13 protein-coding genes are annotated in these 16600 nt (G+C 43.6%); 11 read left to right on the top strand and 2 right to left on the bottom strand.

Annotated elements, in window-relative coordinates:
- The first annotated feature begins 90 nt into the window (after window positions 1–90).
- The 7 genes from mfd to CW740_RS05425 all read left to right on the top strand — a co-directional run bounded on the left by mfd (window position 91) and on the right by CW740_RS05425 (window position 9315).
- The gene (gene mfd, locus CW740_RS05455; protein ID WP_106646578.1) at window positions 91–3513 is read left to right on the top strand and encodes a transcription-repair coupling factor; all 3423 of its coding nucleotides are present in this window, start codon (window positions 91–93) and stop codon (window positions 3511–3513) included.
- Window positions 3514–3608: 95 nt separating this feature from the next.
- Window positions 3609–4337, top strand: coding sequence for a CsiV family protein (locus tag CW740_RS05450; protein WP_106646577.1), 729 nt, complete (start codon window positions 3609–3611; stop codon window positions 4335–4337).
- Between the two features lie 33 nt (window positions 4338–4370).
- Window positions 4371–5513: a saccharopine dehydrogenase C-terminal domain-containing protein gene (locus tag CW740_RS05445; RefSeq protein ID WP_106646576.1), complete on the top strand. Its 1143-nt coding sequence runs from the start codon at window positions 4371–4373 to the stop codon at window positions 5511–5513.
- 33 nt (window positions 5514–5546) lie between these two features.
- Window positions 5547–6122 carry a plasmid pRiA4b ORF-3 family protein gene (locus CW740_RS05440; RefSeq protein ID WP_106646575.1) on the top strand — a complete coding sequence of 192 codons (576 nt, stop codon included), beginning with the start codon at window positions 5547–5549 and terminating at the stop codon, window positions 6120–6122.
- A 41-nt stretch (window positions 6123–6163) separates the two neighbouring features.
- Window positions 6164–6403, top strand: a complete 240-nt coding sequence (locus CW740_RS05435) for an EF-hand domain-containing protein (RefSeq protein WP_106646574.1) — start codon at window positions 6164–6166, stop codon at window positions 6401–6403.
- A 283-nt stretch (window positions 6404–6686) separates the two neighbouring features.
- Complete coding sequence (amaB, locus tag CW740_RS05430) at window positions 6687–8207, top strand: L-piperidine-6-carboxylate dehydrogenase (protein WP_106646573.1); 1521 nt, start codon at window positions 6687–6689, stop codon at window positions 8205–8207.
- 70 nt (window positions 8208–8277) lie between these two features.
- A complete protein-coding gene (locus tag CW740_RS05425; protein WP_106646572.1) occupies window positions 8278–9315 on the top strand; it encodes a Glu/Leu/Phe/Val family dehydrogenase in 1038 nt (345 codons plus the stop codon).
- Window positions 9316–9380: 65 nt separating this feature from the next.
- Here the strand turns inward: CW740_RS05425 and CW740_RS05420 are convergent, their stop codons facing one another.
- Together CW740_RS05420 and CW740_RS05415 are read right to left on the bottom strand one after the other, a co-directional pair.
- Window positions 9381–10607, bottom strand: a complete 1227-nt coding sequence (locus CW740_RS05420; protein ID WP_106646571.1) for a hypothetical protein — start codon at window positions 10605–10607, stop codon at window positions 9381–9383.
- A 328-nt stretch (window positions 10608–10935) separates the two neighbouring features.
- Window positions 10936–11802, bottom strand: a complete 867-nt coding sequence (locus CW740_RS05415; protein ID WP_106646570.1) for a DMT family transporter — start codon at window positions 11800–11802, stop codon at window positions 10936–10938.
- A 326-nt stretch (window positions 11803–12128) separates the two neighbouring features.
- Here CW740_RS05415 and speD point away from each other — a divergent pair, with 326 nt between their 5' ends.
- From speD to CW740_RS05395, 4 genes are all read left to right on the top strand, one after another.
- On the top strand, window positions 12129–12602 hold the full coding sequence (gene speD, locus CW740_RS05410) for an adenosylmethionine decarboxylase (protein WP_018625058.1): 474 nt from the start codon (window positions 12129–12131) through the stop codon (window positions 12600–12602).
- 21 nt (window positions 12603–12623) lie between these two features.
- Window positions 12624–13487, top strand: coding sequence for a polyamine aminopropyltransferase (speE, locus tag CW740_RS05405; protein ID WP_106646569.1), 864 nt, complete (start codon window positions 12624–12626; stop codon window positions 13485–13487).
- A gap of 157 nt (window positions 13488–13644) precedes the next feature.
- On the top strand, window positions 13645–15579 hold the full coding sequence (gene speA / locus CW740_RS05400; protein WP_106646568.1) for a biosynthetic arginine decarboxylase: 1935 nt from the start codon (window positions 13645–13647) through the stop codon (window positions 15577–15579).
- A gap of 5 nt (window positions 15580–15584) precedes the next feature.
- Window positions 15585–16568, top strand: a complete 984-nt coding sequence (locus tag CW740_RS05395; protein ID WP_106646567.1) for an agmatine deiminase family protein — start codon at window positions 15585–15587, stop codon at window positions 16566–16568.
- Window positions 16569–16600 lie beyond the last annotated feature (32 nt).

Genomic DNA, 16600 nt, shown 5'->3' with positions numbered 1-16600 from the left:
ATCAGGGACTATGTTTCGCAGGCCACTATCAACATTAGACCAAGATCGCTATAATTCCGCGGCAATTCTTAAAATCACTAGTCATAAGGCATGAAGCTCGATTTACCGCAAATCACTGATAAAACCAACTTTGTCCACTATCTTGATGGGCTTGCTGGCTCAAGCCGTGCGCTGGCATTCGCCAAGCTTGCTGAGCAGCGTGAGCAACCAATCGTGGTTATCAGCGACGACACGCCAGCACTGTGGCAACTGCAAAAAGAAATTCAGTATTTTCTAGGTAAGGACTCCGATATACCGGTTATGGTTTTCCCTGACTGGGAAACGCTGCCCTATGACAATTTTTCTCCACATCAGGATATAGTCTCTGAGCGATTATTGACGCTTTACAATCTACCTCGCCTGAAACATGGCATTGTGCTGATTGCAGTCAACACCCTGCTGTTAAGATTACCTCCTCAGGAATACATTGAGCAAAACAGTCTGATTGTTCATACCGGTCAAAAACTGGATATGCATGAGGTACGGAAACTGTTTGAAGAAAGTGGTTACCACTCGGTGAATCAGGTTTTCTCTCATGGTGAATATGCAGTCCGAGGCTCTATTCTTGACGTCTTTCCAATGGGTTCGGAAAAGCCACTACGATTGGACTTTTTTGATGATGAAATTGATAGCATTCGTTATTTCGATCCAGAAAGTCAGCTATCAGATGAGAAGATTCAAAAATTTGAGCTGCTGCCAGCTAAAGAGTTTCCTCTGGATGAAGAAGGCATAGCCACTTTCAGACAGAATTTCCGTGCAGAATTTGAAGTAAACCTGCAACGCGTCTGGCTCTATCAGGAAGTTAGCAATGGTAACTCCCCAGCAGGCATTGAGTACTACTTACCATTATTCTTTACGCAGCTGGATACCTTTTTCGACTACCTCCCGCAACAGTCTTTAATTTGTACCTTGGGAGATCACCAGCTGCATGCCGAGCATTATTGGGATGAAATCACTGAGCGTTATGAACAGCGACGTCATGACATAGAGCGTCCTATTCTTGAGCCTAAAAAGCTCTACTTGGCTGCTGATGAACTTAATTCACAACTGAAACAGCACATCCGTATTCATATCAAGCAAGAACGCCCTGATGCGGACTATCAGGCTAGCCCGATGCCGATGATGGCAATTGATCATAAAGCCAAGGATCCAGTAAACCAGTTTAGAAATTTCTTAAAGCAGTGGACTGGACAATGTTTTATTGCGACCGAGTCACCAGGGCGACGCGAAGCATTAAAGGACTTGCTGGGCCGCAATGAGATTCAGGCATCGGTTGTTGAACATTGGAGCGAGGCTTCTGATGCAAAGAATCTGGTCATTGGCGTTGCTCCATTGAGTAAAGGCTTCGCCTTGTCCGATCTGGCTGTTGTCACTGAAACCGAGCTATTCGGCGAACACGTCATCAAAACTCGCCGTCGTGACACCAAAGCAGCCGACCAGGCTGAGGACATGATCCGCAACCTGGCGGAACTTAAAGAAGGTGACCCGGTCGTCCATATCGAGCAAGGTATTGGACGCTATCGAGGACTGGTAAAACTGGAAAGCGGTGACATTGAAGCTGAATACTTGATGATTGAATATGCTGGTGGCGACAAGCTGTATATGCCTGTTCAATCATTGCATCTGATTGGCCGTTACTCAGGTACCAATCCTGAACTCGCGCCATGGCACAAGCTTGGTACCGAGCAATGGGATAAAGCCCGCCAGAAAGCTGCTGAAAAAGCCCGAGATGTAGCTGCTGAGCTACTTGATATTTATGCCCGTCGTGCCGCTAAAGAAGGTATCCAGTACCAGCTGGACGAAACTGAGTACCGTCGTTTCTGCGCCGAGTTTGCCTTTGAAGAAACTGTGGATCAGACCACTGCAATAAATGCCGTCATTCGAGACATGACGTCACCGCTTCCCATGGATCGCCTGGTCTGTGGCGATGTGGGCTTTGGTAAAACAGAAGTGGCACTGCGCGCAGCCTTCATTGCTGCTCAGTCCGGTAAACAGGTTGCAGTACTTGTTCCGACCACCCTGCTCGCTCAACAGCACTTTGAAACCTTTAGCGATCGTTTTGCAGACTGGCCAATGAAAGTTGCCAGCCTATCACGTTTTGCTACTAATAAAGAAGTTCAGGCAACCTTAAAAGGTCTTGAGGATGGGACTGTCGATATTGTGGTCGGCACCCATAAACTGATTCAGCAGGACGTTAAATTCAAACGCCTCGGCTTACTGATTATTGATGAAGAACATCGTTTTGGTGTTCGTCAGAAAGAGCAGCTCAAGAAATTCCGTACCGAGGTGGATATTCTGACACTGACTGCAACGCCTATCCCACGTACTTTAAACATGTCCATGTCAGGAATGCGCGACCTGTCTATTATTGCGACACCTCCTGCCAGAAGACTGTCGGTTAAGACCTTTGTTCGTGAATATCATAAACCACTGATTCGTGAGGCGGTTCTGCGAGAGATTCTTCGTGGTGGTCAGGTATATTTCCTACACAACGCTGTAGATACTATTCAAAGAACGCTTGAGGAACTTCAGGAATTATTGCCCGAAGCTCGCATTCAACTGGCCCACGGCCAGATGCGAGAGCGCGAACTGGAACAGGTCATGCGCGACTTCTATCATCAGCGCTTTAATGTTCTTGTTTGCACAACCATTGTTGAAACTGGTATCGATAATCCTAATGCCAATACCATGATTATTGATCGTGCTGATAAGTTCGGATTGGCCCAGCTACACCAGTTACGTGGTCGTGTTGGTCGCTCTCATCACCAGGCCTACGCCTATTTGCTGACTCCCGCTGGGCGTAAAATCACCAAGGACGCTGAGAAACGCCTTGAAGCGATTGCCTCACTCGAGGATCTTGGGGCAGGCTTTACCCTGGCAACCCATGACCTTGAAATTCGCGGAGCTGGTGAGCTGTTAGGTGACGAACAGTCGGGCCAGATGCAGGCTGTTGGCTTTAACTTATACATGGATATGCTGGAAGATGCCGTCAAGGCTCTCAAAGAAGGCAAAGAACCCTCATTACAACAGAGCCTCAAGCAAAAAACAGAAATCGATCTCAGCGTTCCAGCTCTAATCCCTGATGATTACATTGGAGACGTAGCGACTCGTTTATCACTGTACAAGCGCATTGCAAATGCCAAAACCAAAGAACAGTTGGATGCTCTGCAGGTAGAGTTCATTGACCGCTTCGGGTTGCTGCCAGAAGCTCTAAAAAACCTGTTTACCCTGACCGAACTGGCATTAAGGGTGCAGCCACTGGGTATCAGCAAAATCGACCTGGTGAAAACAGGCATACGCATTCGCTTTGTTCAGGACACTCAAATCGATCCTGGCAAGCTTATCCGCCTGATCCAGCTCAACCCTTCCCGCTATCGATTTGAGCAAAATGTAATTTTGAAGATTCTGACCGAAGAGGAAGAAATTGCACCCTTGGTAAAAGAAATTAACACTGTCATTGAGAAGGTTTCCTAAAAGCTGAACACTCGCCCAGTCTTACAATTTAAGGCTGGGCTTTCCTTTCAATCATGGTAAACTCTAACCACTAAAAAGAGTTAACCCGTAAAATTATGACTAGAAAAATCATTACCTTAGCCTTGATTTTAAACCTTGTGTTCAGCGCACAGAACAGCACTGCTCAAAGCATATTTGATATTGAGTTTGTGTTCTTCAAGCGCATTGACCAACAGGATAATTCAGCACAGGTAAAAGAAACTGAGCTGCCTGAGATTGAAACAGAATTTACTTTTAGCAATTTACCTGAAGGCTTCACTCTTCTTACCGATAACCAGCTCAAGTTACATGGAGTTTGGGATCGCTTAAGAACCAGCCAGAACATTCGTCCAATGCTGCATATAGGCTGGCGACAACCGTTAATGGATAAGTCAGATACTCCCTGGTTAGCTTATTCAACAGAGGATGCTCCCGAAGAAGCTGGTCTGGATATCTTCAATGGCCTTATTCGCTTCAGCCGCAATCAAGGTTTATTAGTAGAACACAAAGTCACAGGTTTTAAACCTTTAAACCTACCCGATGAATTTATGCAGCCAACGGAAGATCAAAATACTGCCTATGAGTATGACGACGTAGAGTCCTTGGCGGCAACTCCAATTGAGCAGCCAATGGTGGATATGCAAATGCCCGAACAACTCCATGGCTATTTCCTGCTCTCCGAAAATCGTAAAATCAAACTGGATGAGCTGCATTACTTCGACCATCCAAACATGGGAATTTTATTGAAAGTCACGCCATACAAAGCCAGCCTTGAAGAGCAAGAAGCTTTAGACAACCCCAAATAAGTCATTAAAACAAATACAGATTCAGGAAGAGTTATGAGTAATATTTTAGTCATTGGTGGCGGAATGGTCGGAAGCGTTATCGCTCGTGACCTATCCGAGAAATATGACGTTACTGTTGCGGATGTCAGCAACACACGCTTGAAGCTTTTAAAAAAACGTAATCCTTCATTTTCTACTCTTGAGCTAGACGTGCTCAATCTAGAAGAGTTGAAAAGTGCCGTAGATCCCTTTGATATTGTTGTCTGTGGCGTGCCTGGCCATTTGGGCTTCAAGGCACTGAAAAACATCATTGAAGCTGGTAAGAATGTAGTCGATATTTCTTTTTCACCAGAAAACTGTCTTGAGCTTGATTACCTTGCTAAAAAACACAAGGTAACAGCGGTAATCGATGCAGGTGTTGCACCTGGTATGGATAACCTTCTTCTAGGGTTTCACAATACCCGTATGGAAGTTAGCCATTTTGAATGTCTGGTTGGTGGCCTACCTAAAATTCGTAAAAAGCCATTTGAATACAAAGCTGCCTTCTCACCGATTGACGTCATTGAAGAGTACACCCGCCCTGCTCGCTTTTTTGAGCATGGCAGAATGGTTACCCGTGAAGCATTGAGTGATCGCGAGCTTGTTGAATTTGATAGAATTGGTACCCTTGAAGCATTTAATACTGACGGTCTTCGCTCTCTCATGTTCACTATGAATAATGTACCTAACATGAAAGAAAAAACACTACGCTATCCTGGACATGTCGAAGCCATTCGAACGCTTAAGGCCAGCGGTTTTTTCAGTAAAGACAAAGTATCAGTTCGCGGCCTTGAGATTTCGCCTCTAGAAGTAACCTCTGAGATTTTAATCAATGAGTGGAAACTTAAACCAAAAGAAGAAGAATTCACCATTATGCGTGTGACAATTCGCGGGCTAGAAGGCGAAAAGAATAAAGAATATATCTACACCATGTATGATGAATATGACAAGGTTAAGCAAGAAACTTCCATGGCTCGTACTACAGGCTTCACAGCTAATGCGGTTTGCCAATTGCTACTGAAAGAAAAATTTGATAAAAAAGGTGTGTTTGCACCTGAGCATATAGGCGGTCATACCGACTGCTGCAAAACGGTTCTTGACTATCTAGAAGAACGAAAAGTCAGATACCGTTTAGAGGAAACTGTTTTATCAACCTGAGGCCAATGACGGCCTCATTTGTGAGACGACAACATGTCAACTAAAACGCAAAACATGCTTCATCTACGAGTAGAGCTGGAGCACCTAAACCTTCCTGTTTGGCGCGATATTATTATTGACCCGAGCGCAACCCTTGAAGACCTTCATTATGCTATCCAGGCTATTTTTGGCTGGGAAGACTATCAGCAACACGAATTCCAGAAAGATGGTAAACGATATGGTTATATTGATCCGGAAGGTGATGGCGATGAAGAATGGCAAAATGAAGCAAACATTGCCATAACGGATGTGCTAGCCAACAAAGAAGAGAGTATTGAATATACCTATGACTTTGCCGATCACTGGCATCATAAAGTCACTTTGATGGGCTTTAAAGAACCTAAGTCAGATGTATACGTTGAGTGTATTGATGGTAAAAATGCCTGCCCACCTGAAGATGCTGGTGGCGTTGCTGGCTACGAACATTTGCTCAATGTATTACGCTCCCCTAACCACTTTGAGCATGAAGAAGTTAAAGAGTGGTTTGGTGAAGGATTCTCACCCAATCGTTTTAGCGTCGCTGAAGCAAATGCCAGCCTTCAGGACAGTTTCACCTATGAGGATGAATAAGCCACTAAATTCAATCAAGCACCAATAAGAATGGAGACCCAATGAAGCCATTAACTGATCAACATATTCAAGAAGTTAAAGAACATTTTGATTATTTCGATACTGATAACAATGGCCAAATCGATCTCAAAGAATTCGAACGTTTGCTTAAAGTACTATCCCCGGATGCAACCGACGAGCAAGTTAGACGTGGTTTCGATTTAGTCGATAAAAATCACGATACGCATATCGAGTTTGATGAGTTTCTCGAGTGGTGGGAAACCTGTTGGTGGGAATTTTAACTAATCAATTTTTCTCATTTATTTATTCCTTAGTTTAGGGGCGGCAAATTCAAATAGCCGCCCTTTTCATTAATAAATCTAATCAATAAGTTAAAAGCCATAACCCCTGCCCATATAACAGCTCTGACCAGCGCAACCATTGACTAATCTTTAATCAGCAAAACCAAAATTAACTGGCGAAAAATGCCCTCTGGTGGTATGGTAGCGCCGCAAAATTATTAATCGCCAAAGCAATTATAAATCAGTCGCTTTGGTGCAGTTTTAACCGAATTTAGAGGTATTTATGGATTTTTTGAAAGAGCTAGGTATCGAAGCCGTCAACCAATCAGCTAGTTGGGGCCAAGGTTACACCGACACTCAAGATGCAGGCGTAATTGAGTCTATCAACCCTGCAACTGGCGAAGTTATTGCAAAAGTAAACGCCAGTTCTGCAACCGATTACGACAAAGTTATGCAGGAAGCCGAAGCTGCTTTTGAAGAGTGGCGTAAAGTTCCAGCTCCTCTACGCGGTGAGCTTGTTCGCAAAATCGGAAATGCCTTACGTGAGCACAAAGATGCTTTAGGTAGCCTTGTTTCTGCCGAAATGGGCAAAATCAAAGCTGAAGGTGACGGTGAAGTTCAGGAAATGATTGATATGGCCGATTTCGCCGTAGGTCAATCTCGTATGTTGTATGGTAAAACTATGCACTCTGAGCGCCCTGAGCACCGCATGTACGAACAGTGGCATCCGCTAGGTATCACTGGCGTAATGTCAGCTTTCAACTTCCCTGTTGCCGTTTGGTCATGGAACGCTTTCATTGCTGCAATCTGTGGTAATACAGTTGTTTGGAAGCCATCTCCAAAAACTCCTTTAACAGCAATCGCTGTTCAAAACATCTGTAACAAGGTTCTAGAAGAAGAAGGTCTTAAAGGTATCTTCTGTTTATTCATCGATACTGAAGAGAATAAGTTATCACAGCGCTTCATCGAAGACGCTCGCGTTAAGAAAATGTCTTTCACTGGTTCAAGTGAAATTGGCCGTATGGTTGGTGTTAAAGTTGCTGAGCGTATGGGCAAAAGCTTGCTTGAGCTTTCAGGTAACAATGCGCTTATCCTAGATAAAACAGCGGATATGGACATTGCCGTTCCAGCTATCGTATTCGGTGCAGTAGGTACAGCCGGTCAACGTTGTACATCAACTCGTCGCTTAATCGTACACAAAGACGTTGCTGATCAAGTAATTCCAGCAATCGTTAACGCCTACAAGCAAGTTAAAATTGGTAACCCATTAGATACTAATACTTTGATGGGCCCGCTAGTTGATGCTAACGCTGTTAAGAATTTCGAGAATGCGGTAGCTAAAGCTAAAGAAGCTGGCGGTGAAGTTCTTGCGGGTGGTAAAGCGATTGATGGTCCAGGTTTCTTCATCGAGCCTACGGTTATACGCGCAGAAAACCACTGGGATGTTGTTCAGACTGAAACATTCGCTTCAATTCTTTACGTAATGACTTACGAAACAACTGAAGAAGCGATTGCCATGCAGAATCATTCTAAAGCTGGTCTATCTTCAGCAATCTTCACTCGTGATATGAAAGTTGCCGAAAAATTCCTATCAGCGCAAGGCTCTGATTGCGGTATTGCTAACGTCAACATCGGTACTTCTGGTGCTGAAATTGGCGGTGCATTCGGTGGCGAAAAAGAAACTGGCGGCGGTCGTGAAGCCGGTTCTGATGCATGGAAAGCTTACATGCGTCGTCAAACCAACACCATTTTCTGGGGTGACCAACCTACACTAGCTCAGGGCATTAAGTTCGACCTGGGATAATCATTGTTTTTAATTGAAGCCGCAACTGTTGCGGCTTCCCTTGTTTATATCCTTATTAAAGGAGATCTTTATGGCAGTTTTTAATCTACGTGCATACGACGATCACGAACAAATCGTCTTTTGTCGTGATGTTGAATCTGGCTTAAAAGCCATTATTTGTATCCACAACACTAACCTGGGTCCTGCGGTTGGTGGCTGTCGTATGTGGGATTATAACTCTGACGAAGGCGCATTGATTGATGCATTGCGTCTATCTCGCGGTATGACCTATAAAAATGCTATGGCTGGCCTACAAATGGGCGGCGGTAAATCGGTCATTATTGGCAACTCTAAAACTATGAAGTCGGAAGAACTGTTCCGTGCTTTCGGTCGCTTTGTTGAGAAGTTAAGCGGTAAATATATCACTGCGGAAGATGTTGGCATCAACCCAAATGATATGGCTATCGTGAACAAAGAAACCAACTATGTTTTAGGTTTGGAAGGCAAATCTGGTGACCCTTCTCCTGTTACAGCTTATGGTGTTTACAAAGGTATTAAAGCTGCTGTAAAGCATAAACTTGGGCGTGATGACTTAGATGGTCTTAAAGTTGCAGTACAAGGTCTTGGCCACGTTGGTTATTACCTATGCAAACACTTAAACGACGAAGGTGCAAAGCTTGTTGTTACTGACATCAACAAAGAAAACGTTGATCGTGTGGTTAATGAGTTTGGCGCTGTGGCTGTTGATGTAAACGAAATCTATAGCCAGGATGTAGACGTTTATGCTCCTTGTGCTCTTGGCGCAACTATCAACGACACTACTATTCCTCACATCAAAGCATCGATCGTTGCTGGCGCTGCCAACAACCAGCTTGCTGAAGATCGCCACGGTGATATTCTGCTGAGCAAAGGTATTCTGTATGCACCTGATTATGTGATTAATGCTGGTGGCATTATCAACGTATCATTCGAAGAGAACTATAATCGTGATGCTGCGTTGAAAAAAGTTGATGAGATTTATGGCACTTTGACTGAAGTGTTTGAAGCCTCAAAACTAAGCGGTCGCCCAACTAACGTAATTGCTGATGAGCTAGCTCGTCAACGTGTGGCAGCTGCCAAGAATAAATAAGCATTTTATTTGTTCAAAAAAAACGGGCTAAATAGCCCGTTTTTTTATGTCTGAAAATAATTGGATCAATCGATTGCGTACTGGAAATAAATTCGATAAGCCGTTGACCATATCGGATAGTCAACTCTAACCAGATAAGCCGCATAATTCTTGCGATCACATCCTGTCACCGTAAACAGCGTATCAACTAATTCGTTCGCCATGGGGTATTTCAGTTTTTCAGAGAAGTTGGCGTCATGGCTCGAAAGAACCAGATCAGCCTCATCATGAAAACGATCGTACCAAAGTGCATCAGGGCTGGTGATCATGGTTGCCAATTGAGTATTCATCGAATAGATACCGGCGTTGGCAACGCTACGCATAGCATAACTACGCTCAAGGAAACACACCATGTATAAACTTTTAACTGGCGTTCTCACCTGAACGCTAACGCAGCTGGCTTTCTTACCGCCATAAAATGGCCCCAGCTGTTCCTCTGGATAGTTTTTCATGGCGGCGATATTAATACCAGTTTCTTGGTCAGGAGTAGCTGGAATAATGACCGAGCTTTCGCCACGAGTGAACTCATTGATACTTTTCACCACACTGCTACTGGTCAACTCTTCTATTAGCGATAGATTACCTAAGTTGCTGCCTAATTCATCATCCTGAGAAATAAGCTCTGGCTTTTCAAGTTCTAGCTTTTGCTCACAAGGACCAATTGGAATAACCAAAGGACGGGCTGTTTCTGTCTTCTCGCAATTATCGAAGAAAGTTAAAGTATATTGCTGAAGAAATTTATGATCCTGCTCATTTTCTTTCAGGATACAAGCAAAGAACAAATTCTCCATCTGCTCGCCTGTAACCATTCTCGATGCTTCGAAAAGAGCTTTACGCTGATCAGTCTTATTGCCCTGACTTTGCTTACTTTTATCTGACGCCTTTATCAGCGCCTTAAGAGCTGAGTGGCTGCGCGAATATTCATAAATAAGGTTTTCAAACCTTACGACCATGGATCTGGCTTCTTCAACCAGTTTAGCATTTACTTTGTGTTTTTCTGCCAGTTCAATGAAACCTCGAAGGCCAGCTGGCCCGGGCAATGACTGAATGACCTGCAGTCCATCAACTGCCTTGTTGATAGTTTCAACCATACGCTGGCAGGTGGATTTGTTGGCATTAAGCCAATTAGCCATCCCAGTGATTGTCTTGGCATGATTAGGAAAGTCATCAACAAGGTTAGATAGACCATTTTTGATGCGCTCCCCTTCTCTATCGATAAGTGCTAATTCTGAGCGGGATAATGTTTTACTCACAGTACTGCCTTCTAGTAATACTTTGCTTTATGTAATTAGATACATTGTGACACAATGTTCTGTATATCTCATATACAACAAGATACTTGCTGTGCAAATTTACATTATTATCATCATTTGGCAAGTCACAATTGCATCACTGCATTATTTATCCTTAAGAAATCAGTGCAGAAGAATAACATCCTGTTATGCCTAGATGCACTATATCTGCTTATTTAGCAAGCAAAAGTGGCACTTTGGCTTGTGAAGAATATCAATTAAATACAAAAAGATACAGTATTAGATACAGATATGATGCATCTAGGATAGTTTGAGGTAATTGAAAAATCTAACCCGAGCTCTGGCTTCGCCAACGAAACCAGATCCCCAAAATATTAGCGAACAGTATCAATCCCGCTCCAAGCAGCTGAACTGGGGATAGCACCTCATCCAGAAAGACAAAGCTGAATAGCATGGCAATCGGTACATATAAATAGTAAACAACCGATGTGACGACATGATTGAGCTCGGTACTGACTTTGATCCAGAGACTATGCGCTACCAGAGTACAAACTACTCCTAGCACTATAAGCCCTAACCAGCTTTCGCTCGGAATTGCCCAATCTGCCTGCGGTAGACCAAAGCTGAATATCACCATAGCCACAAAAAATTGACCAAAAGTCCGACGCTCACCATTGATATGTCGGTACTTTTGATGCATCAAGGGCAACAAGGCGTAGAGAAAACCGGAAATTACAGCAAGGATTAGACCAATGGTCATTCCATCAGCAAGATTAAAGTCAGGAACTACTAAATAGACGCCCACAAACGCTAGTAAGACACAAAATAGCTCTAGCCAATGCGGTGGCTGGCGATGAACAATCCAACCCAGTAACAACAGGTGTGCGCCAAAAGTCGAAACACCAATAGCGGCAATCGAAGCTGTTGATAATTGAATGCTATAAAAATATGTCAGCCAATGGATTGCGAAGACCAAACCTAATAAAAAGATAAAAATCCAGTTCTCTTTTCGAGCAATCAGCGGTCTTCGAGTTATACCTGCAAGCAGTATTAAACCAACTACGCTAACGGACAGTCTGAAGGCTCCGATTAGCCATGGATCAACCTCAATATACTTGATGATAACCGGTACCATTGCCATCAAAAAGACAGCCAAAACCGCTAGTAAAATGAGCCGCCAAAAGCCTGTATTCATTCTATTAAAATCAATTGGTTAAGTCCGAAACTTGAGAATGAATTTAAATTAATCTCAAGCTATAAAGCCGGCATTCTTTCATAACTGCTTTATAACCGATAGTTTTTTTCATATTTCCAATCGAATTTTCTTGCATTTTTCGCTAAACAAAGTATAAAGCACATTCCATTTTGTGCTGATTGACTATTTTTTGCTCATGCCAGTCCATAACGGACCAACATGACATAATTAGCACGCCTGGTAGGTCTGGGAAGTTTCTATCGTTACGCCCCCAGAAATTTGTAAATAAGCTTGTTTATGGCTTCCCTGTATAGGAGATTAAAGAAGTGTATAAAGACTTCGACTATAACCAAGAGATTGATCCTACTGGCGCAACAGAAACTCAATGGCCTTCTTTTAAGAACGTCAACGAGAACGATGAGCGAAACGATCATTTCATACACAGAAACGGCAAAATCTTTGCGGGTACTCATCTGATCATTGATCTGTGGGGCGCGTCAAAGCTTGATAACCTACAATTGATGGAGCAGGCGTTCCGTGAATCAGTAGTAGAATGTGGCGCTACCCTGCTTCACATTCATATGCACCACTTCACACCAAACGGTGGGATTTCGGGCGTTGCCGTACTTGCTGAATCTCATATCAGTGTGCACACCTGGCCTGAACGCGATTATGCCGCGTTTGACGTCTTTATGTGTGGTGACGCTGAACCTCATAAAGCAGTAGAAATTTTACGCAAAGCCTTCCTTCCTTCAAAAATCGAAGTGAGTGAAATATTGCGTGGACAAGTTGAGAAATAAAGCCTAAGGCAATTAATCGACATGGCAAAAAGATTTATCGAAACCCTGTACAGCACTTACGGGCAGAGCTTCATTGTTGATGAAGTTCTGTTTGAAAGTAAAACCGAACATCAGCATCTGATCATTTTTAACAATGAGCAGTTTGGTCATGTTATGGCGTTGGACGGGGTCATCCAGACCACCAAGAAAGACGAGTTCATCTATCACGAGATGCTGACTCATGTGCCTCTATTTGCACATGGCAATGCAAAACGTGTTTTGATCATTGGCGGTGGCGATGGCGGAATCTTGCGCGAAGTGTTACGTCATCCTGAAGTTGAGCATGTCACCATGGTAGAAATTGATGCTGCGGTTGTAGATATGTGCAAACAATACTTCCCTAAACATTCAGATGGCGCTTTTGATGATCCTCGAGTCAATCTGGTGATTGCTGACGGTGTCGATTTTATTGTTAACAACGCTAACTCAGAGAATGGCGACAAGTTTGATGTCATCATTTCTGACTCGACTGACCCGGAAGGCCCAGGCGAGGTGTTGTTCACATCGCGTTTCTACAAAGGATGCAAGAATAGCCTTAACGAGGGTGGCATTTTAGCAACCCAGAATGGTGTCAGCTTTATGCAAATTGATGAGGTTAAAACAACATTCAACCGTTTTGAAGGCTTATTCAACGATCGTTGGTTTTATGTAACAGCTGTACCCACTTATGTCGGTGGTAACATGACCCTTTCCTGGGGTTCTGATGATGCTTCATTACGCCAGCATTCAGTTGAAACGATTCGTGAACGATTTAGTAAAGCTAATTTTAGTACGAGGTACTATAACCCTGAACTGCACGTCGCCAGCTTTGCCCTGCCCCAATACGTTGTTGAGGCGCTCAAGTAAAGCGTGCAAAAGAACACAAAGGCGAACTTTTACAGTTCGCCTTTTTTGTATCCGGCGTATAGAAATGATAGTTTTATGTTCCTACAAGGTATATAAAGTTTATCTATTTTAATGGTATCGACAGACATCTGTCGGACTTTAAGGAGAACAAAGCCCAATGGCATTAGAGCAACAAGACGATTGGTCAATTGACAAAGCTCGTACACACTACAACCTTCCTTACTGGAGTGAGGGTTATTTTGATTTGAACGAACAGGGGAACTTGGTCGTAAAACCGGATCGTAATCGCCCGGAGTTTAACTTTGAATTGACTGAAATTTGCAAAGAGCTTCAGAAGAAAGGCTTCCAGATGCCTGCTCTTCTTCGTTTTAGCGACATCTTACACAATCGCGTCAACAGCCTTTGCGAAGCTTTTAATCAAGCCATCAAAGAGTATGAGTTCAAGGGCCATTATACTATCTGCTATCCGATTAAAGTTAATCAGCAGCGTCGCGTTGTAGAAGAAATTGTGCAAAGCCAGGCAGCTATCAATGACAACAATAATAAGCAGATTGGTCTTGAGGCGGGCAGCAAGCCCGAATTAATGGCTGTGCTTGCCTTATCCGAGCATACAAACTCGACTATTGTCTGTAATGGTTATAAAGACCGCGAATATATACGCACAGCGCTTATCGGCACTCAGCTTGGCCATAAGGTATACATTGTGGTTGAGAAATTGACCGAGCTACAGTTAGTACTGGAAGAAGCCGAAAGTATGGGCGTTAAGCCAACAATTGGTGTGCGAGCACGACTAGCCTCTAAAGGTGAGTCTAAATGGCAAACCTCGGGCGGTGATCACTCCAAGTTTGGTTTATCTGCCAGCCAGATTTTGCGTTTGGTTGAAACGCTTCAAGCCAGTGACCAGGTGGATATATTTAAATTATTGCACTTCCACTTGGGTTCACAAATCACGTCCATTCGTGACATCCAGAACGCGCTTAAAGAGTGTGCCCGCTTTTATGCCGAGCTGCACGCGCTTGGTGTGCCTGTTGAGACTGTCGATGTAGGTGGCGGTCTTGGCGTGGACTATGAAGGTACCCGCAGTCAAAGCCATTGCTCTATCAATTACAGCTTATCAGAGTACGCAAATAACGTTGTCTGGGCGTTTTATGATGTAGCCAATGAAAATGAGTTGCCGCACCCGAATATTATTACCGAGTCAGGACGGGCATTAACGGCACACCATGCGGTTTTAATCGCCAATGTTATTGACTCTGAAGCGCCCGAGAAAGTTGATTTAGAGGCTCCTTCCGAGGAGGCACCATTAGTCTTACAAAACCTATGGGAAAGCTATCAGGAAGCCATTAACACTAAAGACAACCGCAAACTTATGGAAAGTTTCCATGATGCCGGTTACCTACTAACAGAAGCTCAGGGCATGTTCAGCCACCAGGTTTTATCCTTGGCTGAAAGAGCAATGGCAGAGCGACTGCATCGTATGATTTTGATGCTGGTTAAGGAGAAATTAGTTCCAGAAATTCAGGAACATCAGAATATTCTGGATGAGCTTAATGAAAAATTGGCCAGCAAGTATTTCGTTAACTTTTCGATTTTTCAGTCTCTGCCTGACGCATGGGCAATCGATCAGATTTTCCCGGTCATGCCGCTGCTGGGTCTTAATGAAGAGCCAACCGAAAGCGTTATTATTCAAGATATTACCTGCGACAGTGATGGGGTTTTAGAGCAGTATGTTAATGGTCAGGGCATTACTCCAACCATTCATTTACCGCCCTACAAGCCTGGCGATGAGTATTTGCTCGGATTCTTCATGGTAGGAGCCTATCAGGAGATTCTTGGAGACATGCATAACCTGTTCGGTGATACCCACACTATTGATCTGGTACTGACCGAAAAAGGTGAAATCCAGATTACGGGTACGGACTATGGTTCGGGTGTAGACGAGATGCTTGAGTATGTTGATTTTGATGCCAAATCATTATTGGAATCATACCGTCGTCAACTAAAATCGAGCAACCTGGAGCAGGCGCAGCAACGCCAATACCTAGCGGAATTGCGTGAAGGTATCTATGGTTATAGTTATCTAGAGGATTAATTGGAATGACTCAATTAACAAGACGCTGGCCAGCTGAATGGGAAACGCATAAGGCAACTTGGATGGCCTGGCCGTGCCGCACCGAAATTTGGACAAACGGGCTTGAAAAAGCCCAGCTTGCCTTTGCAGAAGTCGCTAACACAATTGCAGATTATGAGCCGCTGTTTATGTTAGTAAAACCTGAGCACAAGGCATTTGCAACCAAGAAGCTTAGTAGCTCTGTAACACTGGTAGAAATGGCAATTGATGATAGCTGGACACGAGATACGGCCCCCATTTGGATTGAAGAAAATGGGCAGGCTGTAGCTTTAGATTTCCAGTTTAATGCATGGGGAAACAAATTTTCACCCTATGGTAATGATGCCAAAGTGGCTGAAAATATTATCAAATATACCGGTTGCCAATCACGAAAGTTTGACATGGTACTGGAAGGTGGAGCTGTTCATTCAAATGGTAAAGGCATACTCTTAACTACCAAAGAATGTCTCTTAAACCCAAACCGCAATCCGTCATTAACTCAGCAACAAATTGAGGCAGTGTTGTTAGAACAGTTTGGTGCAGAAAGAGTCGTGTGGTTAGACAAAGGGGTTGCCGGAGATGTTGATACCGATGGTCATATAGATAATATTGCCTGCTTCGTTGATGAGGATTTAGTGATTAGCCAAAACTGCGATAAATTGAGCGAAAACTATTCTATCTACGAGGAAAACCGCGCTATTTTGAAGGAACATAATATCAAGCTTGTAGAAATATCAGAGCCAGAAGCACGTTATGAAGATGGTCTTCGCGCGCCACTGTCATACATCAACTTTTATATTGCTAATGATGCAATCATTATGCCGTCTTTTGGCTGCAAGCAGGATGATGAAGCAAAATCCGTTCTGACTGACCTCTTCCCTCGTAGAAGTGTTCATCAGATCGATGCTAATGAAATTTTAGTTGGTGGCGGTGGCATACATTGCATCACCATGCAACAACCCAAGATTTAACAGCTCAAACATTTGAGCAAATTTAGGTGAAA

The sequence above is a fragment of the Kangiella profundi genome, assembly GCF_002838765.1.
In the GTDB taxonomy this organism is placed as follows: domain Bacteria; phylum Pseudomonadota; class Gammaproteobacteria; order Enterobacterales; family Kangiellaceae; genus Kangiella; species Kangiella profundi.
Note: the sequence above shows the minus strand (reverse complement) of the source record. Positions and strands in the feature narration are given on the sequence as shown.

Bases quoted from the DNA above. Each gene is read 5' to 3' on its own strand.
- speA (WP_106646568.1), top strand. From the start codon at position 13,645: ATGGCATTAGAGCAACAAGACGATTGGTCAATTGACAAAGCTCGTACA.
- CW740_RS05440 (WP_106646575.1), top strand. From the start codon at position 5,547: ATGTCAACTAAAACGCAAAACATGCTTCATCTACGAGTAGAGCTGGAG.
- mfd (WP_106646578.1), top strand. From the start codon at position 91: ATGAAGCTCGATTTACCGCAAATCACTGATAAAACCAACTTTGTCCAC.
- CW740_RS05435 (WP_106646574.1), top strand. From the start codon at position 6,164: ATGAAGCCATTAACTGATCAACATATTCAAGAAGTTAAAGAACATTTT.
- CW740_RS05425 (WP_106646572.1), top strand. From the start codon at position 8,278: ATGGCAGTTTTTAATCTACGTGCATACGACGATCACGAACAAATCGTC.
- CW740_RS05445 (WP_106646576.1), top strand. From the start codon at position 4,371: ATGAGTAATATTTTAGTCATTGGTGGCGGAATGGTCGGAAGCGTTATC.
- CW740_RS05415 (WP_106646570.1), bottom strand. From the start codon at position 11,802: ATGAATACAGGCTTTTGGCGGCTCATTTTACTAGCGGTTTTGGCTGTC.
- CW740_RS05395 (WP_106646567.1), top strand. From the start codon at position 15,585: ATGACTCAATTAACAAGACGCTGGCCAGCTGAATGGGAAACGCATAAG.
- amaB (WP_106646573.1), top strand. From the start codon at position 6,687: ATGGATTTTTTGAAAGAGCTAGGTATCGAAGCCGTCAACCAATCAGCT.
- speE (WP_106646569.1), top strand. From the start codon at position 12,624: ATGGCAAAAAGATTTATCGAAACCCTGTACAGCACTTACGGGCAGAGC.
- CW740_RS05450 (WP_106646577.1), top strand. From the start codon at position 3,609: ATGACTAGAAAAATCATTACCTTAGCCTTGATTTTAAACCTTGTGTTC.